The sequence below is a fragment of the Acinetobacter sp. BD54 genome (assembly GCF_044778325.1).
Taxonomy (GTDB): Bacteria; Pseudomonadota; Gammaproteobacteria; order Pseudomonadales; family Moraxellaceae; genus Acinetobacter; species Acinetobacter baumannii.
In genome coordinates this window covers 1-23546 of the sequence record NZ_JANJEP010000012.1, presented here as the reverse complement: position 1 = coordinate 23546, position 23546 = coordinate 1, and the positions used below count along the sequence as shown (strand labels likewise).

Below are 23546 nucleotides of genomic sequence, written 5' to 3'. Positions count from 1 at the left end.
AAATCAAAGTTTGCACAATAAAAAAAGCAAACCACCGAAACGATAGTTTGCCGCGCTAACTGTATATTAGAGTTTTTTTAGTTAAGGTTATGAGAAAAAACGGGCGAACCAGTTCTTTCCTTTCTTCTTTTCTTTTTCTCTAATAATCCCCATCATATTTTCTTTTACTGCCCCCACATAATCGGCATCATCATGTTGAATATGGTTAATTAACCATTTAGCCAAGATCTCTTGTAATTCTGCTTCAATCGTATGGCCCATTTCAAAACGTTCACGATATAATTCTATTTTTTTAATAAACAAGTCATGTACACGTTTATGAGGCACTCTATATTTATAATCCGCTTCCTCTTGTAAACTTTCTTCAAAGGTAAAATGTGATTGCGTATAATCAATAATATTGTCTAAAACATCTTTAATACGACGTCTATCCTCATCATCTTTTACATCATCAATCTCATTAATATAATCCAGTATTCGTTTATGTTGCTCATCAATAACGTCAATACCAGTATTATATTCTGAAGCCCATTTCATTTTCATACATCACCCCCAATGATGTTCAATGACTGTTGCATAAACTGCATCTTATCTTTAAAGGGTATAAATAAAAACAAAGTTATTTTGTCGGCTTTAAATAAATAAAAATGAATAAATAAATAAGTTTTTGATTTTTAAAAAATTAATTAATATTAACCAACTAAAAAGATAAAGTATTTTTTAAACAAAATACTTTATTATTAAATAAACAAAAATATATATTTCTCAAGAAACTACATTTCTTTCAATAAAAAATTAATATTGGTCAGCACGAGTAATACGCTTAAGTTCAGGATTTTTCTCTTCACGTATTAATCTTTCAACTTGAGTAATCGCTTTCTTTATAGGTTTACCATGTTGAAATAAAATCATTTCACCAGGTTGATAAGCAATCCATGTTTCATTATGAGTTAAAGGCTCAGTGGTAATTACAGCAACTCGATCTTCAGGAGTGGTTACCTGACTAAAATCAACCTCAACATCTAAATCAATTAAATGTGCATTATTGAATGGATATTCTCGAACTAACCAATGTAATTTAGTAATCGCATAACTAAATAAAGCTTGCCCATTCGATAAACAGAAATTAAATGTCCCATATTCTGCAATTTTAGGAGAAATCTTTTCTAATACTTCAAATATCTGCTCAAGCGTTGGTTCTTCATAACCAAATACTTCTACCAGTTGATCTAATAAATAACAAAATGCTCTTTCGCTATCGGTATTTCCTACCGGCGTAAAACGTCCGCTTAAGGGTGGATTAAAATCATGTAAATCGCCATTATGGGCAAAAATCCAGTGACGTCCCCATAACTCCCGAATAAAAGGATGTGAGTTCTCAAGCGTAATTTTGCCTTGAGTCGCCTTACGAATATGTGCGATTACATTACGTGATTTAATGGGATAATTACGAATAAGATCAGCAATTGGTGATTCAACTGCAGACTGGTTATCTACAAATAAACGGCATGCCTTATCTTCAAAAAAGGCAATACCAAAACCATCACTATGGTCAGAGGTAATTCCTGCGCGTTGTGAAAAACCACGGAAAGAAAAAGTGATATCCGTTGGTGTTGCACAATTCATTCCTAATAGCTGGCACATATTGTTTTTAAACTTTCACTTCATTACCCCATGCGTACTATTGTGCATGAGAGTAAATTGGCTTGTAAATCCCAATATGCGCTCGCTATTACAAAATATAAGATAACTTTATCGCTGAGCCATTTTGTTCATTACAAACGAAGTGGCAATTTTATTCACTTCTAAAAATACAAAGTAATCGAGACAGTTAAATTCAGCATCAAAGAAGGCATCTTTGGATAATTTAGACTGCATACTCAAATACATTTGGAATAGTTTCGGCATCCGCTCGTCTTGAGGGAAACTAAACTCCGGATATTCAGGTTCATAGATTTTCTTAGAACGAATATCGATGGTTTTAGTATCCGGTAACTGCTGAATTTGACGGTGCGTATAGTACGCTCGAGCCAAATTATCTTGCAGATGAATACTGACACATCCCATCAAATATTTAGCACGCATTGACCACAATACTTTAGGTGCAAGATTCAGCCATAATGTTGAAAGTGCCTTACCATTACGAAAACGTGGATGTACACAAGTACGCCCTATCTCTAATACATTTGGCAAATGCGACAAGTGTGGAACAATGTCAAACTCATTAGCACTGTAACTTTGCCCTATTTCATGGCCTTGAAAGAGCTTAAGTCGTGTATAAGCAACTATCTCTCCTGTCCATTTTTCTCTTAATACAGCATGCTCACAGCCAAAATCGTAAATATCTTGATCTAAATTATCTTCAAATTGAATGCCGAATTGTTTACTAAATTGTTGTGCACGAAACCGTTGTACATCTTGTAATTCTTTTAAATTATCAACCCATTCAAAGCGAAATTGTGTTTGATTGTTAGCCTTATGGCGATTTAAAGGTAAAGTCCAGGTTTGGCGATATTGATTAAATTTTTCCAGCATAATGAACGCTCCTAGTGACACCCACTACACTAGTCAAAGCTCATGACAAAAAAATGACCAAAATTAAATGGCATAAAAAAAGACCACTTAGCGTGATCTTTTAATAAAAAATAATAAGGTTTAGTGAGTTGTTTGTGTACGGTTAGAAATAAGCGTACCAACCCCGTGATCTGTAAAGATTTCAAGTAATGTTGCGTGCGGTACACGACCGTCAACAATATGTGCGCTCACAACACCACCTTTTACAGCGTCAAGCGCACAGCCTACTTTAGGAATCATTCCACCGTAAATTACGCCTGTTTCGATTAAACGGTCAACTTCTTGTGTCGTTAAACCGGTTAAAAGGTTTTTGTTTTCATCTAATACGCCACTAATATTAGTCAGCAGAATTAATTTTTCTGCGCCTAATGCTTCTGCGACCTTCCCAGCCACCAAGTCAGCATTAATATTGTAAGTGTTACCTTTTTCATCAACACCTAATGGAGCAATAACAGGAATAAAGTCGCTTTGGGTAAACATCTCTAATACATCAGTTTTAACCCCGGTCACCTCACCAACCATACCTAAGTCAATATGTTTGATAGAACCGTCCTCTTCTTGTTTTTCCATTAACAATTTACGGGCACGTAATAGGTTGCCATCTTGACCAGTCAAGCCAATTGCACGGCCGCCGTGTTTATTAATCAAATTAACAATAGATTTGTTTACGCTACCGCCTAGGACCATTTCAACCACTTCCATCGTAGCTTCATCGGTCACACGCATACCATCAATACGGTCAGACTCACGTCCTAATTGCTTTAAGAAAGAGTCAACTTGTGGACCACCGCCATGCACAACAATCGGGTTTAAACCCACAGTTTTAAGTAAAACGATATCGCGGGCAAATGAACTTTCCAATTCAGGATCAGTCATCGCATTACCACCGTATTTCACCACCAGCGTCTTACCAGAAAAACGTTGAATATATGGCAAAGCTTCAATCAAGATTTTTGCTTTGTCGACGCCGAGATGCTGATCTTGTGGCATTGCGCCTCTCCTTATTAGGCCTCAGAAAGTTCTTGTGCAATTTGCGGATAACGCTCTTGCAACATATCAATAAATTTTTGCTGGATTTCCTTTAAACGTAAAGGATTATCAGCGTCAAATCTTACGGTAAAATACTCACCTGTATTTGATGCTCGAATAATGCCAAAACCATCATCAAAATCAAGACGTACGCCATCAATTTTACTAATTCGAGCACCTAAACGATGGCTTAAAATTTCAATATCTTGTAGTACATGTTTAGGGTCGGACTGATGGGTACCAATATAAGTATCTTCGGTACAGCATCTTTCAGGATAATTAGAAAATAAATCAGAAATTGTTGTCGCACTCGACTCGGTGAAATATTCCATTACACGTAATGCAGCGTACAAACCATCATCATACCCAAAACCACGCCCATCATTAAATACATAATGACCCGCGTATTCGCCCCCAAAAATAGCGTTACCATTTGATTGAGATAAATACGCGCGGAGGAAGCTACTTCCCGTGCGAATCATTTTGGGTTTACCACCAAGTCGTTCTACGGTTCTTTGAACCATGAGCGAGCATTTCACATCAAATACAATTTCTTTGTCTGGTTGCTGCTCCAGACACATTTGTGCAAATAGTGACAATAAACGGTCAGCGGTAAGTATATTGGCTTTTTCATCAAGCAATACGACACGGTCGCCATCGCCATCAAGGGCAATACCAATATCTGCCCCCTGTTCAATAATCGTTTTACGTAGTTCTTTTAAATGCGCAGCATGTGAAGGGTCTGGTGCGTGATCAGGGAACTCACCATTTGGAGTCGTACGTAAAGCAATGACTTCACAACCCATTTTTTCAAGTACGAGTTTTGAGCAATGCCCTGCCGATCCATGCAGGCCATCTAATACAACTTTTAAAGGGCGCTTGAGTTGAATATCGTTAAAGATTGCTTGTTGGTATTTTTTACAAAATTCTGAATTAAATTGAGGAGTTGATAATTCTAATAATGAAATTGTATGAGTAGGTACATAAGTTTGCGCAAATTCACCTACTTGCTGGATCATTTCAGGAGATGGAGGCTCACCTCTTAAAATCCATTTTATACCATTATCTGATTTAGGGTTATGGCTAGCTGTTACCATTATGCCATTACCACCAAACTCCCGTGCAATGTAGTACATCATCGGGGTTGAGCAACAACCAATATTTGTAACATTTAAACCCTGCTCTACTAATATCTCTTCGATTAAATGCGCATAAGCCGGACTCGTCAGGCGTGCATCATAACCAATAATCAGTTGAGTTTGTTCTGCTTGTTTATATTGTTGTGCCAATCCATAGGCAATTGAACGGACGACGTCCGTAGTTAAATAAGAAAGTTTGCCTCTAATATCGTAAGCACGGAAAATATTTTTTGGAAATGAGTGTCTTACATTCATAGCGTATCTTCTATTTAAAGATCAATTTGATCTATCGCAAAAACATAGAGTATTCAAAATCTGAAAAATGGGTATTTGCTAAAAAAAGTTAAAAGAATATGAGTAAAGCGTTTTGTAATATAATTCATTGTAACATTCAAGGTGTAAAAAGAAACACTTGTAAAACAAGCGTTTCTTTTCATTATTTTTTATAAATTAATTATTGTTTACCAGTGTGACCAAAGCCGCCTGCGCCACGTAAAGTTTCTTCAAATTCCTCTACTTGCTCAAATTCAGCCTGAACTACTGGAACTAGAACATACTGTGCTAAACGCTCACCTGGTTCTAAACGGAATGTGGTTTGACCACGGTTCCACACTGAAACCATCAACTCACCTTGATAGTCCGAATCAATCAAACCAACTAAGTTGCCAAGCACGATACCGTGTTTATGGCCTAAACCTGAACGCGGTAGAATTAAACCAGCAAAATTCACATCATGAATATAAATTGCCATACCTGTTTTAACCAAAACAGTTTGGCCTGGTTCAATCTCAATTGCTTCATCTAAACAGGCACGTAAATCTAAACCTGCTGACCCTGCTGTTGCATATGAAGGTAAAGGCCACTCTTTACCTAAACGCGGATCGAGCAATTTAACTTGAACTTTCATGGGATTTCCTAAAAATTAAAAAAATTAACGCTTTAATAAAGCTTTTAAATTTGCCAAATATTGTTGAGCCTGTTCTTTAGGATCAACATTTGCTGCAATTTTCTTTTTACGCCCTAACCATTCGAGTTCGTCTTGTGGAAGCTCATCGAGGAAACGGCTTGGGGTCATCTGTTTCATTTGACCACCATTTTTACGCTGCTCTGCCAAAGTCAAAGTTAAGCCTTGACGTGCACGGGTAATTCCCACGTACATAAGACGGCGTTCTTCTTCAATAGTTTCAGCAGCAATTGAGTTCTTATGCGGTAACAGCTCTTCTTCAAGACCCATAATATAGACATATGGGAATTCCAAACCTTTAGCGGCATGTAGAGTAAGTAAGTTCACTTTATCAGTGTCTTCTTCCTCTTGCTGTTGCTCTAACATATCAAGCAAGACTAGTTTTCGAATCACACTTTCAATGTTCTTTTCATCAACATCTTCAGCACGATTAATTAAGTTTTGAATACTGCTAAACAAGTTCTCGATATTATCGAGCTTACTTTTCTCTTGAGCAGGCGTTGCGGATTGCTCACGAATATAGTCGATATAACCCGCTTCATTCATCATTTGACGAACTTTAGGCACAGGCTCATCATCTTCCAACAACTCACGTGTAAACGTCGAGATAAAGTCAGCAAACTCATGCAATTGAGTTTCTGCCTTTTTAGGAAGCACCATACTTAAGCGCTGGTCAGAAGAAGCACCAAGTAAAGACAAATTATTTTCTTGTGCAAATAAGCCTAACTTCTCAAGAGTAACTGGGCCAATCGCACGTTTAGGCGTATTAATAATACGTAAGAAAGCACTGTCATCTTCTGGGTTAATAATAAGACGTAAATAACTCATTACATCTTTAATTTCTGCACGAGCGAAGAACGATGTACCGCCAGAGAGTTTGTATGGAATCTGCATTTGGCGAAGTTGTGTTTCCAATACACGCGCCTGAAAGTTACCACGGTACAATACAGCGTAATCTTTCCAGTTCTTACCATTCATAAGTTTGTGAGTCAGTAAGTCTTTGACTACACGTTCTGCTTCATCATCATCATTACGACAGGTAATAATTCTGATGACCTCACCATGCCCTTTATCACTCCACAATTTTTTATCAAAAATATGCGGGTTATTTTGAATCACACAGTTCGCAGCTTTCAAAATACGGCTGGTCGAGCGGTAATTTTGTTCAAGCTTAATAATATGAAGATTTGGGAAATCCTGTTTAAGCAAAGCCATGTTTTCAGGCTTAGCCCCACGCCATGCATAAATCGACTGGTCATCATCACCTACGGCAGTAAACTGCCCCATTACGCCAACTAGTAATTTCACCAAAATATATTGCGCGGTGTTGGTATCTTGATACTCATCCACTAGCAAATAACGAACACGGTTTTGCCACTTGTCACGCACTTCTGCATTTTCTTGCAATAAGCGGGTAGGCATAACAATGAGGTCATCAAAATCAACTGCATTGTAGGCACGTAAATTACGTTCATAAAGTTGATAAAGATGGGCAAACTGGACATCTTCAGGAGTTTCACACGTCGAATGTGCTTGTTCAGGCAAAATCAGATCGTTTTTCCAATCTGAAATTTTCTTCATTGCCTTAGCAATTAACTCTTTACTCTCTGCACCCGATAAATTATCGCGATGCATCAAATCCATCAAAATACGTTTACAGTCATCTGCATCCAAAATCGAAAAATTAGCTTTTAAAGGTAAATTTTTAAGTTCTAAACGTAAAAGATTTAAACCAAAAGTATGGAAGGTCGAAACGGACAAACCTTTTGCTTCTTCACGTGATAAAAGCTTGGTGACACGCTCTTTCATTTCACGTGCAGCTTTATTGGTAAAGGTCATCGCTGTAATACGATGTGCAGGAATACGGCAATGTTGCACCAAATAGGCAATTTTACGCGTAATTACCGATGTTTTACCTGAACCAGCGCCAGCAAGCACCAATAAAGGGCCCTGAGTATATTTCATGGCTTCTTCTTGCTTGTTGTTCAGTTGACTGGCAGATGACATCGTGTATTACCTCTTAATTTTTCGAGCATGATTATAGTCATCTCTTTTTTAGAATCCCAATAGTAAATCTACGGATATGTATAAATGATGTCTAATAATGCAATTTATGCGCCGCAGAATGTCATGATTATTTTTTATACTTCACCCATAAAAAAACCACCCGAAGGTGGTTTTTGAAACAATAAACTAGATCTTATTGTTTAGCGTAAATGCTGATTTCTACACGGCGGTTTTGTTCACGACCAGAAGCAGTTGAGTTGTCTGCGATTGGGTTAGAAGAACCATAACCTTGTGCATCGATACGGCTAGATGGAACACCTTTACCTGCTAAATAGTTTTTAACTGATTGAGCACGCGCTTGAGATAATGGGATGTTAATAGAGTCATTACCAGTGTTATCTGTATAACCAGTAACTAAAATCGCGCTCTTGTTATCTTCAGCCAATGTTTGAGCTACTTTGTCCAAAGTTGCATAGAAGTTTGGCTTGATGTTTGATTTGTTAGTATCAAAAGTAATGCTACCAGGCATGATCAATTGAACAGAACCATCTGGGTTACGGCCTACTTCTACACCAGTACCAGCCATTTGTTCGCGTAATTTTTTCTCTTTTTGGTCAAGATATAAACCGCCAGCTGCACCAAGAACTGCACCAATTGCCGCAGCACGGTTGTTTTGACGGCTAGAGTTTGCATTTGATTTAGAAATACCGTAGCCAGCTGCTGCGCCGATCAAAGTACCTAATGCGGCTTTATCGTATTCAACGCCACCAAGGTTATTACCTGTTGTTTGACAACCAGAAAGTACTACTGCTGCCCCTACCACTGTTGAAATAACTAATGCACGCATTGCATGCCTCCTCACTTTGAGTGTTTTGTTGTTGAATGAATAATGAAACAAAAAGGAAGTATAAAACATTGATATTTTGTTAATAATAAACAGTTTAGTTATTTTTTTGTAATATTTTGATGCACTTTAAGGTGTGCACTCATCACAATTTCTTCATTGTTGTCTAAGATACCGTTGTATTTCATTTCACGATAGTTATAGTTGAACAACTTTCTATGGATTTTGGATATTCGGGGCCATTTATATGTCAACTGCACCCAATAAGCAATCTGCGCTAAAAAAAATTACACGTGGACTCACTGTAGGTACAGTCATCACAGGTAGCACTTTTTTTCATGGACCACCTGTCTTAGCTTTAGGTTTAACAAAGCTATTTAAAAAGTCTTCAAAAATTGATGAAACCAATATTCAAATTACTAATAGCTGGCTTGGTGTCAATAATTGGCTCATTGATCATGTTTTACCTAATTTAAAATGGGACATTAGCATTGACGAAGACCTTGATCTGAATATGCAAGGTCGTTATTTAATGACTTGTAACCATCAAAGTTGGGTTGATACCACGGTAAACCAGTATTTCGGGTTAACCCGTATGCCACTTACCCGCTTTTTTACCAAGTGGGAGCTCATCTTTATTCCTTTCGTGGGTCAAGCTTTTAAAATCTTAGGCTTCCCAATGATGAAGCGTCATACAAAAGAGCAAATCGCGAAAAATCCTGAACTCAAAGACCGCGATATGATGGAAGCACGTAAAGCGTGTGAACAGCTCTTAAGTCAACCTTTTACATTATTAAATTATTTGGAAGGGACTCGTTTTACTCAGGAAAAACACGACCAACAAAAATCACCATATAAACATTTATTAAAACCTAAAGCAGGTGGTTTGGCTCTGGCGTTAAATATTTTGGGCGACAAAATTGATGCTTTAGTTGATATGACCATTGTCTACCCTGATGGCGTACCAGGTTATGGCGATTTCTGGCTAGGTGACGTTTCAAAAATTGCGGTCAATCTTCGAAAAATTGAAATACCAGACTGGGTTCTCGGGGGTAATTATGAAGATGATCCAGTTTACCGTGAACGTTTTCAACAATGGGTACATGAACTCTGGACCGAAAAAGATCAGCTCATCGAGAAAATGAAAGCTCAATACGCGACTACAAATCTTTAAAAAAGAATCCACTTTTATGCAAAACAGTTCCGGAAAGCAAACGAAATATCACCGTGTAGATTCAAGCAGCCTTTCATTTAAGCTGTTTTTGGTCTACGACATCTTTATGGTGTTTATTATCATTTTCAATCTGTTCTGTCTTGCAGCCAATTTCTTTTTAATGAGCAGTATTGGGGCATGGTTCTTTGAACATATCCATTTGCCCCAAGTATTGTCTTTCTACCGTACCCATTTACACCCATGGGTTATTACCTCTGAAGCCTGGTTTATTGGTTTTCTAATTATTGAACTACTGGTCCGTTGGGGAATTGCTATCGTTTATAAACATCATAAGCGTTGGTTCTTCTTCCCGTTTATTCACTGGTATGAAATTTTAGCTATTATTCCTCAGCTACGTTTTCTACGTTTATTCCGTGCCGGGATTATTGCATACCGTTTACACGAACTTGGTTATCCGGTTATTCCTGAAAGCTGGAGAAAGACAGGTCTCTTTTATTACCGTGTGGTTATGGAAGAGTTGTCGGACCGCGTAGTGATTACCGTAATTGACGGTATTCGATACGAGCTTGAAACGAGTTCTAGCCATAAACAAATTATTCATGATTTGGTTAATCATCATCGTGAACAATTTACCGTAACCCTAACTGCCCTATTACAAGAATCTTTAGCAACTGCTTTAAAAGAACAAAAGCCTGCAATCACCCGAGCTGTCGGAAAAATTGTAGATCAGGCAATAGAAGATACGCCTGAATTAACACAATTATTAAGGCTTATTCCACTTGTAGGGGGACGTATTGAGCAACAAATTCAAAGTATTGGTCAACGTCTTGGTGAAAATATCAGTGCTGGTTTAATAGAGCCGTTAATTGAAGGTTCAGCCGCACACCCTAATTCAACTTATCAATTAATTTCTCAAAAAATTAGCCATATAAATATTGATAACCATGAACTTGAGCAGCTGGTTGAGTCTGTCGTTTTTGAAACGCTAGAAGCTGTCCGTAAACAAGTTAAAGTTAAACAGTGGCAACAAACACTCGCGGAGTATGATCGAATCAAAGAATAAGCATTTATTTATTTTTTTATAAATCACGCTAGAGAATTGGTACGATTTGTTCTAGCATTTGCTCTATTTACAATAAACTTAACGATATTACAGCTCGTTTTAACGCCTTGAAGGAAGACTTATGGCTGATATCCGGATTACCGGCAGAATGGTTAACTTTAGCAGGATAACCTTCGATACGAATGATCATGATGTGATCCGCCAGCAATTATCAAATATATTAAATGAAGGTTCCTATCAGGGAACTGTCGTTATTATAGATAGTACTGTTGAACAAGAGCTTATTGCTTTAATTCAGCTGTTAGTCAGCATGGGCTTACAGCCTATGGCTGTCATTGACGGTATTTTAGGCGACGAAGCACGCGCCATTCAGTTCCCTGTATTACCTGCAGATCAGCCATTACAACGTATTAAACCAACTGCAGAGCAAGTTGCAATTGTAGAGAAGCCTACCTCTGCACAAGCTTCAGTAGAAACAAAAAAACCACTAAATAATAATGCAGTTGCCCATATTACCTCTTATCATGATGAAATTTTGCGTACAGGCCAATCTCTTGTACAAGACCAAGGCGATATTATTTTAAAAGCTGGCATGAATAGTGGTTCCGAAGTGATTGCTTCAGGAAATATACATATTTATGGCACGGTTCGTGGTAGAGTCATTGCTGGTGCGGGTGGGCACGCTGCTGCACGCATTTTTTGCCAATCTTTAGAGGCTGAACTCGTTTCCATTGCCGGAACATATTGTGTCGCAGATGATATCCCTAAACATGTGGTAAAAAAGCCAGTACATATTTATTTAAATGAAAAGCAAGAGCTTGAATTTGAAGCTCTAGAACTTTAGTTTATTAAGCAAATCACCAAAAAACAGCCCTTTTAAGGGTGTATGTATGACCATAATAGGAGTGGATTCGGTGGCCAAAATTGTTGTCGTAACATCAGGCAAAGGTGGTGTAGGTAAAACTACAACGAGTGCATCTTTTGCAACAGGTTTAGCCCTTCGTGGTCATAAAACTGTTGTGATTGACTTTGATGTAGGCTTACGTAACCTTGATTTAATTATGGGTTGTGAGCGTCGTGTTGTTTATGATTTCGTCAATGTAATTAATAATGAAGCACGTCTGCAACAAGCCCTTATTCGCGATAAAGATATCGAAAACCTTTACATTTTGCCGGCTTCCCAAACCCGTGATAAAGATGCTTTGAGCGACGAAGGTGTTGCTCGTGTAATTGATGAGCTTTCTCAAGAATTTGATTACATTATTTGTGACTCACCTGCGGGGATCGAGCGTGGTGCAATTTTAGCAATGTACCATGCAGATGAAGCAATCATTGTGACAAACCCTGAAATTTCTTCAGTACGTGACTCTGACCGCATCATCGGAATGTTAGATAGCAAAACTAAAAAGGTTGAACACAACGAAGGACGTATACGTAAACATTTATGTATTACACGTTTTAACCCTGAACGTGCTGACCGTCAGGAAATGCTGACGATTGATGATATTTCTAAAGATATTTTACGCGTACCGACATTAGGTGTTATTCCTGAATGTCCAAGTGTATTACAAGCATCAAACGAAGGTAAGCCAGTTATTCTGTATTCAGAAACTAAAGCTGGACAAGCGTATGATGACTTGGTTGCTCGCTTTCTTGGCGAAGACCGCCCTTATCGACACATCACAGCTCAACCTAAAGGCTGGTTAGCACGACTATTTGGAGCGTAGATATGGCAGGATTCTGGAGTAAATTATTTAGCAGTGAAGAAAAACCATCAAGTGCTCAAACTGCCAAAGATCGTTTAAAAGTCATTGTTGCATCGGAACAAGGTTTAGGCCGTCGTTTAAGCCAAGACAAGATTGACCAAATGAAGAAAGAAATTATGCAGGTGGTCAGTCGTTATGTTAGCGGTGTAGGCGAACAGCATATCCAAATGCAAGTTCGTTCTGAAGCAAACATCGAAATGTTAGAAATGAATATCAATTTACCTGAAGAACGATAATTCTATTTCTGACTATTCAATAAAACAGAATCAAGGCAAAATAACGCAAGTTATTTTGCCTTTTTTAAAATGAGGAGATTGTCATGGCATTATCACAGCCAGCAACTTTCAATGAAGAATGGTCCGATGAGCGTGTTTTTGCCTACCTCAACCAACTTCCTCCAAATGGTGTGAACGCAGACTTCCATGTGCTCTACCATGCTTTCAAACATATGCGTCCAAATGATTATGAACGTCTTTTAACTAAATTTGTTGCAGATGGACGAGATATTAATGCGACTAATCCGGAAGGCGAACGCATCCATGACGTGATTGCTAAATTCCCACGTCAATCAGCGCCGTTTTTAGAAGTTTTAGCAAAGTTTGCTTAAGCTTTTTTTATTTGAATAAGACTGCATAATCTATCTTAGTAAAATTTAGTAGATAGATTATGTGGTTCATTCAAATATCTAAATTATTTACTTTTATAAAAAATAATCCTAAAGTCATCAGCACTATTTCATTCCAAATATAAATTCATGAATCCAGAACCTACTAATTTAAATCAAACACAATCCATCCAATCAAATCATATAGAAAATTTAAAAGTTATTAGTGTTAATAAGTTTATCTTTCTATCCTTAATTTCCTTTGGCTTATACCCAATTTGGTGGATGTTTAAAGCATGGCGATTTTTTCTAATCAAAGATAAGTTAAATATTATGCCCGCTGCTCGTGCAATTTTTTCTATATTCTTTTTATATTCACTATTTAATCGGATAAAAACTTATGCAAAAGAACAAGGGTATATTAATGATTTCTCTTCAGGTTGGATGTATTTAGGATATCTCATTACATCTTTACTGGTTCGCCTACCTGATCCTTACTGGCTTATCTCTCTCTGCAGCATTATATTTTTAATACCAGCCTTTAAAGCGTTGAATTATGCACAAAAAAAAATAGAAACAACAATTGAGCAAGAAAAATTCAATACACCTCAAATCATTTTAATTATTATAGGTTCTATCATGTGGCTGCTGATTCTTTTCAGTTTTGTTATATTATTCCTATATAAGTGATCTAAAAGTTAGTAATTAAAAAAGCCTCTTAAAGAGGCTTTTTTATTGTCTGGATTTATCGGTTTCCAATCAGGAAAATACCGAAAACGGTAAAAATACCACCTGAAATACCATCAATCCATTTTGAAAAATTACGGTAAGCGGCTCTAAAACTCGGTAATGAAAAAATAAAAGTCACAAAGCAGAACCATAAAATTGTTTCAACCGACACAATAATAAAAAGCAGCCAATGGACTTGATCAAGCTGAGGGTTTGCTAAAAATAAAGAGAATACACTACCAAAATAGATCACAGCTTTAGGGTTCGATAAATTGGTGAGTAATCCCTTCATAAAAAATAAATACGGCGCTTTCGGTAATTCAACAGTTGTCACTTCTTCCTGCTGATTTTTTGAAAATGCCGAACGCAACATTTGGTATCCTAACCAGCATAGGTATAAACCGCCGGCAATAAGTAAACCTTGCTTTAACCAAGCCATTTTCTCAAAAATAATATTTAAGCCCATCAGTGCTAAAGAAGCCCAAAACATAACACCCACTGTTATTCCTGCAACAACCAGCATTGCTTCTTTACGAGATCGGCTCACTGCGGTCTGTGATACCAGAAAAAAATCAGGCCCTGGAGTAATAAGCGCACAAAAATGAATAAAAGCTAACGTAATTAACGCGACTAACATGTTGTCCTCCTGATTTGTTTCATTGTTATTTATTGAGAAGCACACATTAGCATTTTTTACTATTTGATAAAATCTCAAACTACCCGTAGTAATTATTATTTTTAACCATAAAAAAGCCTCCGAAGAGGCTTAATTTTAACTGTAGATCTTAAACTAAAATATCGCGCTTACCGTTGGCACCCATAGCACTCACAATGCCATTCTCTTCCATTTGGTCAATGATACGAGCGGCACGGTTATAACCAAGGCTAAACTTACGCTGTAATGAAGACGTAGAAGCTTTTCGAGTTTCTAAAACAAACGATACACATTGATCATAAAGTGCATCACGGTCTGAACCACCATCACCTTCTTCAAAGCCACGCGAAGCAGGCTCTTCATCAAATGGAGTTAAGATCTCATCTACGTAGTCTGGTTCGCCACGTTCACGCCATGCATCACAAATACGGTTAACTTCATCATCACTAATAAATGCACCATGCACACGTTCTGGCTCAATCTTACCTGGCCCTAAGAACAGCATATCACCATGGCCTAACAAGTCTTCTGCACCACCTGCATCCAAAATAGTACGTGAGTCAATTTTACTGTTTACACGTAAAGCTACACGCGTTGGAATATTGGCTTTAATAAGGCCTGTAATGACATCTACCGATGGACGTTGAGTTGCAAGCAATAAGTGAATACCAGCAGCACGAGATTTTTGCGCCAAACGCGTAATCATTTCTTCTGCTTTCTTACCAACTTGCATGATCATATCAGCGAACTCATCTGCCACAATCACAATTGATGGTAATGGCGTTAAACGAGGCGCACGCTCTTGTGTCGCCGAGTCACTTGGTTTCCACGTCGGGTCAATCAAGTCTTCTCCATTTGCAAGCGCTTCTTCAACTTTTCGGTTGTAGTCACTTAACTTACGAATTTTGAGGAATGACATAAGCTTATAACGGCGTTCCATTTCATTTACACACCAGTTCAAAGCACTCACTGCATCTTTCATGTCAGTGACTACAGGCGTTAATAAATGCGGAATATCGTTGTAGTTGGCTAATTCAAGCTGTTTCGGGTCAATTAAAATCAGACGCAATTGGTCAGGGGTATATTTGAGTAACATCGATAAAATCATCGAGTTAACGGCAACAGATTTACCCGAACCTGTAGTACCCGCAACCAACATATGCGGTGCTTTTGCCAAGTCTGTTAGTACCGGATTACCTGAAATATCTTTACCCATTGCCATACTAATGAGAGCACTTGGGTCACGATATGCGGGTGTTTCCAATAGTTCAATCAAACGTACCATTTCACGAGCACTATTTGGAACTTCAATACCAATATATGGTTTACCCGGAATAACCTCTACCACACGTACAGAAGCCATAGACATTGAACGTGCCAAGTCACGGGAAATATTAGTCACTTTAGATGCTTTCACACCCGGTGCTAAATCTAATTCAAAACGTGTAACCACTGGACCTGGCTGAGCTTCAACCACCTGAGCCTTCACATTAAACTCTTGTAACTTGATCTCAAGTAACTCAGACAAACGAGAAAGCTGTTCCTCGGTAAAGTTAACTTTCTTATTTGGGTCAACCTTATCAAGCAATTCAAAGCCCGGTAATGTTGGTAAATCTAAACGCTTTTTGGCCACTTGCATGGCACGAGACATTGGTCGACCTGATGCATCTGTTAGAGGCGCATCAAAATCAAACTCATCCTCAAGGTCATCCTGAGGCTTTCCAGCAGTTTCCTGCCAAGCTTCAATAAATTCTTCTTTTGACAGCTTCTCTGCACCAATCGTAGTTTGAATAGGCGCTTTTACAAAAGCCGAAGATTGCGCATAGCTACTTGCCTTGATCGGTTGAGTTGCTGGCGGGATATCCTCATCAATCAATAAGTCGTCAAAATCATCAAAGACTTCTTCATTCGATAAATTTTTAGGTGACTGATTTAAATTCGATACAGGTACAGATGATTCAACTAATGTTTGAGGAGCTTGCGGTGTAACTTCTGGTTCAACATGATGATCTTGAACAAATGGCGTATGCACATCAGTTGCTGTTTTACTATTTGGAACTGCAGCAAGTAGTTCATCAAAAATCTCATCATCATTCCAATCTAAACCTTGATGAGTATTCGATGGTTGATTTTGTTTAGCCTGATAAACTGTTTGCTGAAATTGCTCATGAGTCGAAGGCTGTTCACTTGAATCATCAGCAGCTCGTAACAGCGCATCAATTTCTTGTTTATGGCTTACATCATCACGCTGTAAAGCACGCCAAACCTCCCCCGTAGCCACTAAACGCTCACTGTCTTTTTTAAGCTGTTGGGCTTGCTCAAGTGTACGCTCAAAGTTTTCTGGCTGAGGAGTTGGTTTTTCTTCAATTGTTTCAGGTTGACTTTGTTCTTTAGCTAAAACATCGGCAAATAAACGCTCTGCTATTTCATCATGTCGTGTAGAGCTCGCTTTGCTTTGAGCTTTTTCTGGTTGGGCATTTAGCTCTACTTCATCCGTAACTTCTTCTGCTTTAGGCATCTCTGCAACTTTTACCGTTGCTGCTTTATTCGCAGGCTGTGTGGTTAAGTCATAAGCAGATTCGTTAGGAGATACATTTTTATAGAATAAATCTTGTAAATAACCAGGCATTGCTTTGAGCGTAACCCATGTTTTGCTCCACTGCACCCCAAATGCCAAAGTGAACAATACTACTCCAAAAACAAATAGAAATAATGTCGCACCATAAATTGTTAACAGTTGAGATAAGCTTTGCCCCAACTCATAACCAATAATCCCGCCTGCCGCATTATCTAAAGTATCTGCGGGTACATTCCAGTGAAGGTAAAGCAAACTCGACACAACAAGAATTAAGAAGAACTGCGCAGCATAACGGAATGGGCGGTTTAGAAAACTATGTGGCCACCAGACTTGAATCGCTTCAACAAATAGGAAGATTGGAATAAGTAAACTTGCCCAACCTAAAAAGCCAAACAGCAAATCTGCAATCCATGCACCGGCAATACCACTTGCATTGGATACTTGCTGAGTATCACTTGAAATATGCATCCAGCCCGGATCAAATGGTGTATATGTTACTGTCGCCAGAAACATATAAATCCCAAAAGAGACCAAGAATAATGTCATCAATAAGCGCTGTGCATAAACACTTGACACCGCAGTCATATACTGTCCTGTAACCCATTTAATTATTGGTTTAGAGATGTGAAGACCTACATTTCAGATCTTCAACGATTGAACTTTATATTATGCACCTGTTCTTACAAAAAAGGTGCATGATTCTTTACAGTTGTTGTTAACATAAGGCTCTTCTATATTGTTATATAACTTAATTCGATTGACCTGATCAATATTATCCACATTGATTTAACGCTATTGGTCGGCAATTTCACGTATAATTTTCAAAATTCTCGAAATAAATAAGGATACCCTCAATGAGTGCTCGTCATTCTCGGTTAATTATTCTCGGTTCTGGCCCTGCGGGTTATAGTGCAGCTGTTTATGCAGCACGTGCAAATCTTAAACCAACACTTATTGCAGGTTTACAGCTTGGCGGCCAACTTACAACAACAACCGAAGTTGACAACTGGCCGGGCGATCCTGAAGGTTTGACTGGTCCTGTCCTAATGGACCGTATGCAAGCACATGCTGAACGCTTTGGTACCGAACTTGTCTATGATCATATTAATGAAGTGGACTTAAATGTACGTCCTTTTGTTCTTAAAGGTGATATGGATGAGTACACTTGTGATGCTTTAATTATTGCAACTGGTGCGACAGCTCAATATCTTGGCTTAGAGTCTGAACAAAAATTTATGGGTCAAGGCGTGAGCGCATGTGCAACATGTGATGGCTTCTTCTACAAGAACCAAAATGTGATGGTTGTTGGTGGTGGTAATACTGCTGTTGAAGAAGCACTTTATTTATCAAATATTGCTGAACATGTGACACTTGTACACCGCCGTGATTCTTTACGCTCTGAGAAGATTTTACAAGATCACTTATTTGCTAAAGAAAAAGAAGGCAAAATCAGTATTGTTTGGAACCACGAGGTTGAAGAAGTTCTTGGTGACAATACTGGCGTAACAGGTGTTCGCTTAAAATCTACGAAAGATGACAGCAAACAAGAAGTACAAGTTCAAGGCTTATTCATTGCAATTGGCCATAAACCAAATACCTCTATGTTTGAAGGTCAGCTAAACTTACGTGATGGCTATATCCAAGTACAAAGTGGTACTTCAGGTAACGCAACAGCGACTTCTGTAGCAGGCGTTTTTGCTGCTGGTGATGTTGCTGATAGTATTTATCGTCAAGCGATTACTTCAGCGGGTTCAGGCTGTATGGCTGCATTAGATGCCGAAAAATATCTAGATAACCTTTAAGTTTAGATATTTCAAACAGCCGTTTTATAACGGCTGTTTTTTTGGAATTTATAATAATTACTGGCTGCCCTGTATTAATTTTTATAGCATAGCCCTAAAGCACATATTATTTTAGTTTTATGAAAACACTGCCTCTATCTCAATATATTTTCCCAGATCCGGAGGAATCAGATCCAGATGGTCATGGTTTAATTTGTATAGGCGCTGACCTCTCCCCTTCCACACTCTATGAAGCATATACACATGGGCTTTTCCCATGGTTTAATGAAGATGAACCTATTTGTTGGTGGAGCCCTGAACCACGCTGTATCATTTATCCTCAAAACTATAAACCGAGTAAATCGCTTATTCGGAACATGAAAAAATATGATTACACCATTACGGTAAATCGTGCTTTTGAGCAAGTCATTCGCTCATGTTCATTACCTCGAAGCTATGCTAATGAAACATGGATTAGTGAAGATATTATTGAAGGCTATTGTGGAATGTTTGATGCCGGTTATGGCTATAGCGTAGAAGTCTGGCAAGAAGAGCAGCTGGTAGGTGGTTTATATGGGGTAACGATCGGCAAGGGTTGTTTTGGCGAGTCTATGTTTAGTACCCAAACCGATGTTTCCAAAATGGCTTTTTATACTTTAATGTTAATTGGTCAAGAAAATCAGCTTCCTTGGGTTGACTGTCAACTTGTAAATAGTCACTTAATTAGTCTTGGGGCTTGTACACTTTCTCGGCAAGAATATCTTAAATCGTTACAAGATGTAATTATTCACCCCTCTATCAATTGGAAAAAGTATCAAGAACGTGTATTTTCAAGTAAAACAATAGCATTAAATGCAAAATTAATGGAATGATAACAGGAGGGACCAATCATGAAATCATATCACCCGAAGTCCCTTTTAAATGATCTGCAATATTATATTACTCCACCTCATGATTGCAGCTATTTAGAAAATAAATCAGCACGCATGGTCTTTTTAGACCCGATTCATCGGATTGATGTGGTGACGCTTTCTGAATTATCGCGATTAGGTTTTCGTCGTAGTGGCGACTTTGTATACCGTCCTGAATGTCATTTATGCAGGCAGTGTTTATCTTGTCGTGTACCTGTTGCCGATTTCCAAATGAACAGCATGCAAAAAAAAGCATGGAAGCGAAATCAAGATCTCACCATGACTGTTCTACCAACACGGCAAGCCTCACAAATTCATTATGATCTATATGAACGTTACATTAACGAGCGCCATGCCGATGGTGATATGTTTCCGCCAAGTTTAGATCAGTTTGAAAAATTCTTGGTCCATAGCTGTACAGATAGTTTCTTCTTAGAACTATGGAAAGACAATCGTCTTATTAGCGTTTCGACTTGTGATTTAATGGATGATGGGTTATCTGCCGTCTATACGTTCTTTGACCCAGATGAACACCGTAGATCTTTAGGCGTTTATTCAATTCTAAATCAAATTGAATATGTAAAAACACTCGGTTTAGAATATGTCTACTTAGGCTATTGGGTTCCCCACTCAGCTAAAATGAACTATAAATCTCAATATACGCCGCTAGAACTTTTACTTGATGGGCAATGGCGCCGCTTAAATAGGTCATTATCACCAGAAGAGATCAATCAATTGGGTAATTCCCTCATGACCACATTACCTTCTGAATGGAATAATTTAATTATTAAATAACCTGCTTCTGTCTTGTTGTTCAAACAGCAACAAGACAGGCATTCTTAGAATAAAGAAACAAAATCATCAGTACAGCTTTTTACCATAATAACGGCATTTTCACGTCCACCCTCTTGGGTTGGATAATAGTTACGACGCACATCAATTTGGTGAAACCCTGCTTTTTCGTATAAACCAATAGCAGCTTTATTACTTTCACGTACCTCTAAAAAAATTTGTACGGGATGATTTTCTAAACGTTCAATCGACGCATCTAACAATTGATATCCTAATCCTTTACCTTGCATTAGAGGATCAATTGCCATGAGCAGTAAATTCGCTTCATCTAATACAGGTTGTAAAATACAAAAACCAACCACCTTATTATTTAATTCTATTACCGTACATTGGTAAGAATTTAAAGATTCTACAAATTGCTGCCTAGACCATGGGTGTGTTTGAACAAGCTTCTCAATTTGAGCAACACTATCAATATCTGAGGCTTGCATAGTACGAATCATGAGTTTCAACACATTTTTAGATTTCAAAGTAAACGTATTATAGAAACTTAAATAGAAAAAACGAGTAAAAAAAAGAGCAATTAAATTGCTCTTTTCCAGTCAGTTTTTTTAAAGACCTAATTTTTCACGCCAAGTGGCCAATAAAGCTGTCGTATCCGAATCATTTGGATGGAATTTTGGTCTTAAGAAATCTAATAATTCTGGAATTTGACGAGTCATAAAACCTTTACGGCCATACATGAACTTAAGCATGTATTTGGTATCTTTCCATGTTAATTTATCATCAGTCTTAAGTAACTTAGCAGTAAAATAAGACTGAGTAGCAAAGATTAAGGCCATTGCAATGATTAAAGCAGTTGAACGCATAAAATAAGCTTTTGGCCCCTGCCCATACATATTGGTATAGACATCAAACGCCACAGCTTTGTGTTCATTTTCTTCTACCGCATGCCACATCCATAAGTGATACATGGTGTCATCTTGGAACATGGCTTGAATTTCAGGGTTTTGTAAAAGCTCCGCCGCAATAGTTGAGGTAAAATGTTCTAAAGCACAGGTGCCTGTTAAATCAATCATTTCTTTTGTATAACCAAAAGGTTTCATTAGCTTGGTTACAACCGCAGTACCTACTTTAATAACTTTACCTGTCTGTTTTTCCATTTTACGAACATCATATCCATACGCCTGCGCAGAAGCATTAAATGCTAGATGCTCTTTAGAATGCATAGCTTCTTGGCCAATAAAAGCACTTATTTCTTTTTGAAGTGCTGGATCAGCCAGTTTAGGATCATTTCGCACAGCACGAGTACTGTTTACAAAGAACTGCTCTCCTTCCGGAAAAAGAGCCGATAATGCTGTCATAAAATGAGTTAATCCTGCATCGTAATTTGCCCAATAGCGTGGAACTTGAGCAAACTCAAAGTCCATACGACGCACAGGGAAACTTGCTCCGGCACGATTAGAAATATTTACTTTAGCATTCATGTCAGACTCCTTTAAGCGAATCGAAAATTCACTTATATCCTTATTTATTTTCTTAATATTTATAATAATACGCCTTTAAAGGCGCTATTTAAGTGCAGATGAGGCCAGCAAATTATCAGATGAGGTCATCAATAGCCTCATACTAGGGCAAAATTAACAAGTATCTTTTAAAAGTGGTTCATAATTTATAGACAATAAAAAAAGGACTGCTAACAGCCCTTTTCATTTACTTTCAGCTTAAAGTCCAAGTTTAGATTTCCAAGTTTTTAACAAACTAACCGTATCTAAATCATTCGGGTGGAAACCTGGCTTAAAATAAGCCAACATCTCTTTAGCCATACCCGTAATAATGCCTTTCGACGGGCTATAACCATATTTATAAATTACTAATAACTCATCTAAGTTTAATTTATGGTCTTGCTTTAAAAGACGAACCACAAACGAAGATTGAATTGCGAAAATAAGAGCCATTGCAAAAACAAGTGAACTTGTGCGTAAAGCATAAGCTTTTACACCTTTACCAAAGACACCTTCATACACATCAAATGCGACTGCTTTATGTTCATTTTCTTCTATTGCGTGCCAATACCACATGGTTGACATCGTTTTATCTGTCATCAACTCTTGAATGTGAGTATTAACTAAAAGCTGAGATGCAATGGTTGCAGTAAAATGTTCAAGGGCTGTAGTAGCAGTCAGGTCCACCATTTCTTGCGTCATACCAAATGGTTTTACGAGCTTTGCAAAAGTTTTACGGGCAGTTTGAATAGCCGTATCTGTGAACTTTTCTAAAGTTTCAACATCATGACCAAATTTTTGGGCAGAAGCATTAAAGTTTACATGCTCTTGAGTATGCATCGCCTCTTGACCAATGAAAGCACTAATTTCTTTTTGTAGCTCTTCATTGTCTTTAATTGCTGGGTGATAACGTACAGCACGTACACTATCAATAAAGAACTTTTCACCAGCTGGAAATAGCGCTGATAACGCTGTCATAAAATGTGTAAGTCCAGCGGAACCATTCATCCAGTATTCTGGCACATCATTAAAATCAAAGTTCATACGACGTACAGGAAAGCTTGCCCCTGCACGATTTGTGATATTCACTTTAGCATTCATATTGAAAGCTCCTTACCAGTAACCTAAGTTACTTAAACTTTATTGTTCGTTTTCTTGATTCTTATCATACAAACTTAATAAAAAGGCTTAAGTGCAAATAGGGACATTGAAGTATCAGTTAAGGCCAGCTTTCAACTGAATTGTCTAACAATTGGATATAAAAAAAGCGCCCCAAAAGGAGCGCTTTTTTCACTGAAAAGTGATTATGCAGTTACTTTAGCAACAACACCAGCACCTACAGTACGACCACCTTCACGGATCGCAAAACGTAGACCTGGGTCCATTGCGATTGGGTGGATTAATTCTACTGACATTTCAACGTTGTCACCT

At 38.0% G+C, this 23546-nt stretch carries 23 protein-coding genes and 1 pseudogene; 10 read left to right on the top strand and 14 right to left on the bottom strand.

Annotation, left to right across the window (positions count from 1 at the left end):
* Positions 1 to 87 precede the first annotated feature (87 nt).
* The 8 genes from NQ782_RS16670 to NQ782_RS16635 all read right to left on the bottom strand — a co-directional run bounded on the left by NQ782_RS16670 (position 88) and on the right by NQ782_RS16635 (position 8560).
* Positions 88 to 543: a bacteriohemerythrin gene (locus tag NQ782_RS16670; RefSeq protein ID WP_000782976.1), complete on the bottom strand. Its 456-nt coding sequence runs from the start codon at positions 541 to 543 to the stop codon at positions 88 to 90.
* Between the two features lie 252 nt (positions 544 to 795).
* On the bottom strand, positions 796 to 1644 hold the full coding sequence (locus tag NQ782_RS16665; RefSeq protein ID WP_000336548.1) for a class II glutamine amidotransferase: 849 nt from the start codon (positions 1642 to 1644) through the stop codon (positions 796 to 798).
* A 108-nt stretch (positions 1645 to 1752) separates the two neighbouring features.
* Positions 1753 to 2535, bottom strand: a complete 783-nt coding sequence (locus NQ782_RS16660; protein ID WP_000890283.1) for a GNAT family N-acetyltransferase — start codon at positions 2533 to 2535, stop codon at positions 1753 to 1755.
* 120 nt (positions 2536 to 2655) lie between these two features.
* Positions 2656 to 3564, bottom strand: coding sequence for an acetylglutamate kinase (gene argB / locus NQ782_RS16655; RefSeq protein WP_001135419.1), 909 nt, complete (start codon positions 3562 to 3564; stop codon positions 2656 to 2658).
* Positions 3565 to 3578: 14 nt separating this feature from the next.
* Complete coding sequence (locus NQ782_RS16650; protein ID WP_001102848.1) at positions 3579 to 4997, bottom strand: phosphomannomutase/phosphoglucomutase; 1419 nt, start codon at positions 4995 to 4997, stop codon at positions 3579 to 3581.
* Between the two features lie 199 nt (positions 4998 to 5196).
* A complete protein-coding gene (dut, locus tag NQ782_RS16645) occupies positions 5197 to 5649 on the bottom strand; it encodes a dUTP diphosphatase (RefSeq protein WP_000868152.1) in 453 nt (150 codons plus the stop codon).
* Positions 5650 to 5673: 24 nt separating this feature from the next.
* Positions 5674 to 7713: a DNA helicase Rep gene (gene rep, locus NQ782_RS16640; RefSeq protein ID WP_000093035.1), complete on the bottom strand. Its 2040-nt coding sequence runs from the start codon at positions 7711 to 7713 to the stop codon at positions 5674 to 5676.
* Between the two features lie 193 nt (positions 7714 to 7906).
* Positions 7907 to 8560, bottom strand: coding sequence for an OmpA family protein (locus NQ782_RS16635; protein ID WP_001202415.1), 654 nt, complete (start codon positions 8558 to 8560; stop codon positions 7907 to 7909).
* 244 nt (positions 8561 to 8804) lie between these two features.
* Between NQ782_RS16635 and NQ782_RS16630 the strand changes: the two genes are divergently transcribed.
* From NQ782_RS16630 to NQ782_RS16600, 7 genes are all read left to right on the top strand, one after another.
* Positions 8805 to 9731 carry an acyltransferase gene (locus NQ782_RS16630; RefSeq protein WP_000100967.1) on the top strand — a complete coding sequence of 309 codons (927 nt, stop codon included), beginning with the start codon at positions 8805 to 8807 and terminating at the stop codon, positions 9729 to 9731.
* A gap of 16 nt (positions 9732 to 9747) precedes the next feature.
* Positions 9748 to 10794 carry a hypothetical protein gene (locus NQ782_RS16625; protein WP_033852133.1) on the top strand — a complete coding sequence of 349 codons (1047 nt, stop codon included), beginning with the start codon at positions 9748 to 9750 and terminating at the stop codon, positions 10792 to 10794.
* Between the two features lie 121 nt (positions 10795 to 10915).
* Positions 10916 to 11638, top strand: a complete 723-nt coding sequence (minC, locus tag NQ782_RS16620; RefSeq protein ID WP_000763678.1) for a septum site-determining protein MinC — start codon at positions 10916 to 10918, stop codon at positions 11636 to 11638.
* Between the two features lie 70 nt (positions 11639 to 11708).
* The gene (minD, locus tag NQ782_RS16615) at positions 11709 to 12521 is read left to right on the top strand and encodes a septum site-determining protein MinD (protein WP_001074362.1); all 813 of its coding nucleotides are present in this window, start codon (positions 11709 to 11711) and stop codon (positions 12519 to 12521) included.
* A gap of 2 nt (positions 12522 to 12523) precedes the next feature.
* The gene (gene minE, locus NQ782_RS16610; protein WP_000896934.1) at positions 12524 to 12796 is read left to right on the top strand and encodes a cell division topological specificity factor MinE; all 273 of its coding nucleotides are present in this window, start codon (positions 12524 to 12526) and stop codon (positions 12794 to 12796) included.
* A gap of 83 nt (positions 12797 to 12879) precedes the next feature.
* Complete coding sequence (locus tag NQ782_RS16605; RefSeq protein WP_001218560.1) at positions 12880 to 13167, top strand: PA4642 family protein; 288 nt, start codon at positions 12880 to 12882, stop codon at positions 13165 to 13167.
* A gap of 147 nt (positions 13168 to 13314) precedes the next feature.
* Complete coding sequence (locus NQ782_RS16600; protein WP_267581269.1) at positions 13315 to 13854, top strand: hypothetical protein; 540 nt, start codon at positions 13315 to 13317, stop codon at positions 13852 to 13854.
* Between the two features lie 55 nt (positions 13855 to 13909).
* On the opposite strand, the gene rhtC is transcribed toward NQ782_RS16600, so the two are convergent.
* Together rhtC and NQ782_RS16590 are read right to left on the bottom strand one after the other, a co-directional pair.
* The gene (gene rhtC / locus NQ782_RS16595; protein ID WP_000959263.1) at positions 13910 to 14530 is read right to left on the bottom strand and encodes a threonine export protein RhtC; all 621 of its coding nucleotides are present in this window, start codon (positions 14528 to 14530) and stop codon (positions 13910 to 13912) included.
* A gap of 148 nt (positions 14531 to 14678) precedes the next feature.
* Positions 14679 to 17711 carry a DNA translocase FtsK gene (locus NQ782_RS16590; protein WP_057094718.1) on the bottom strand — a complete coding sequence of 1011 codons (3033 nt, stop codon included), beginning with the start codon at positions 17709 to 17711 and terminating at the stop codon, positions 14679 to 14681.
* Positions 17712 to 17980: 269 nt separating this feature from the next.
* Between NQ782_RS16590 and trxB the strand changes: the two genes are divergently transcribed.
* The 3 genes from trxB to NQ782_RS16575 all read left to right on the top strand — a co-directional run bounded on the left by trxB (position 17981) and on the right by NQ782_RS16575 (position 20613).
* Complete coding sequence (trxB, locus tag NQ782_RS16585; RefSeq protein ID WP_001276144.1) at positions 17981 to 18928, top strand: thioredoxin-disulfide reductase; 948 nt, start codon at positions 17981 to 17983, stop codon at positions 18926 to 18928.
* 119 nt (positions 18929 to 19047) lie between these two features.
* Complete coding sequence (gene aat / locus NQ782_RS16580) at positions 19048 to 19779, top strand: leucyl/phenylalanyl-tRNA--protein transferase (protein WP_000854785.1); 732 nt, start codon at positions 19048 to 19050, stop codon at positions 19777 to 19779.
* 18 nt (positions 19780 to 19797) lie between these two features.
* A complete protein-coding gene (locus NQ782_RS16575; RefSeq protein WP_000844343.1) occupies positions 19798 to 20613 on the top strand; it encodes an arginyltransferase in 816 nt (271 codons plus the stop codon).
* 44 nt (positions 20614 to 20657) lie between these two features.
* Here the strand turns inward: NQ782_RS16575 and rimI are convergent, their stop codons facing one another.
* The 4 genes and pseudogenes from rimI to NQ782_RS16555 all read right to left on the bottom strand — a co-directional run.
* The gene (rimI, locus tag NQ782_RS16570; RefSeq protein ID WP_057094720.1) at positions 20658 to 21113 is read right to left on the bottom strand and encodes a ribosomal protein S18-alanine N-acetyltransferase; all 456 of its coding nucleotides are present in this window, start codon (positions 21111 to 21113) and stop codon (positions 20658 to 20660) included.
* A 108-nt stretch (positions 21114 to 21221) separates the two neighbouring features.
* Positions 21222 to 22097 carry a metal-dependent hydrolase gene (locus tag NQ782_RS16565; protein ID WP_000992291.1) on the bottom strand — a complete coding sequence of 292 codons (876 nt, stop codon included), beginning with the start codon at positions 22095 to 22097 and terminating at the stop codon, positions 21222 to 21224.
* 237 nt (positions 22098 to 22334) lie between these two features.
* A complete protein-coding gene (locus tag NQ782_RS16560; RefSeq protein WP_000992302.1) occupies positions 22335 to 23216 on the bottom strand; it encodes a metal-dependent hydrolase in 882 nt (293 codons plus the stop codon).
* A 203-nt stretch (positions 23217 to 23419) separates the two neighbouring features.
* Positions 23420 to 23546 (bottom strand): annotated as a pseudogene (locus NQ782_RS16555) (elongation factor Tu); the annotation flags it as partial.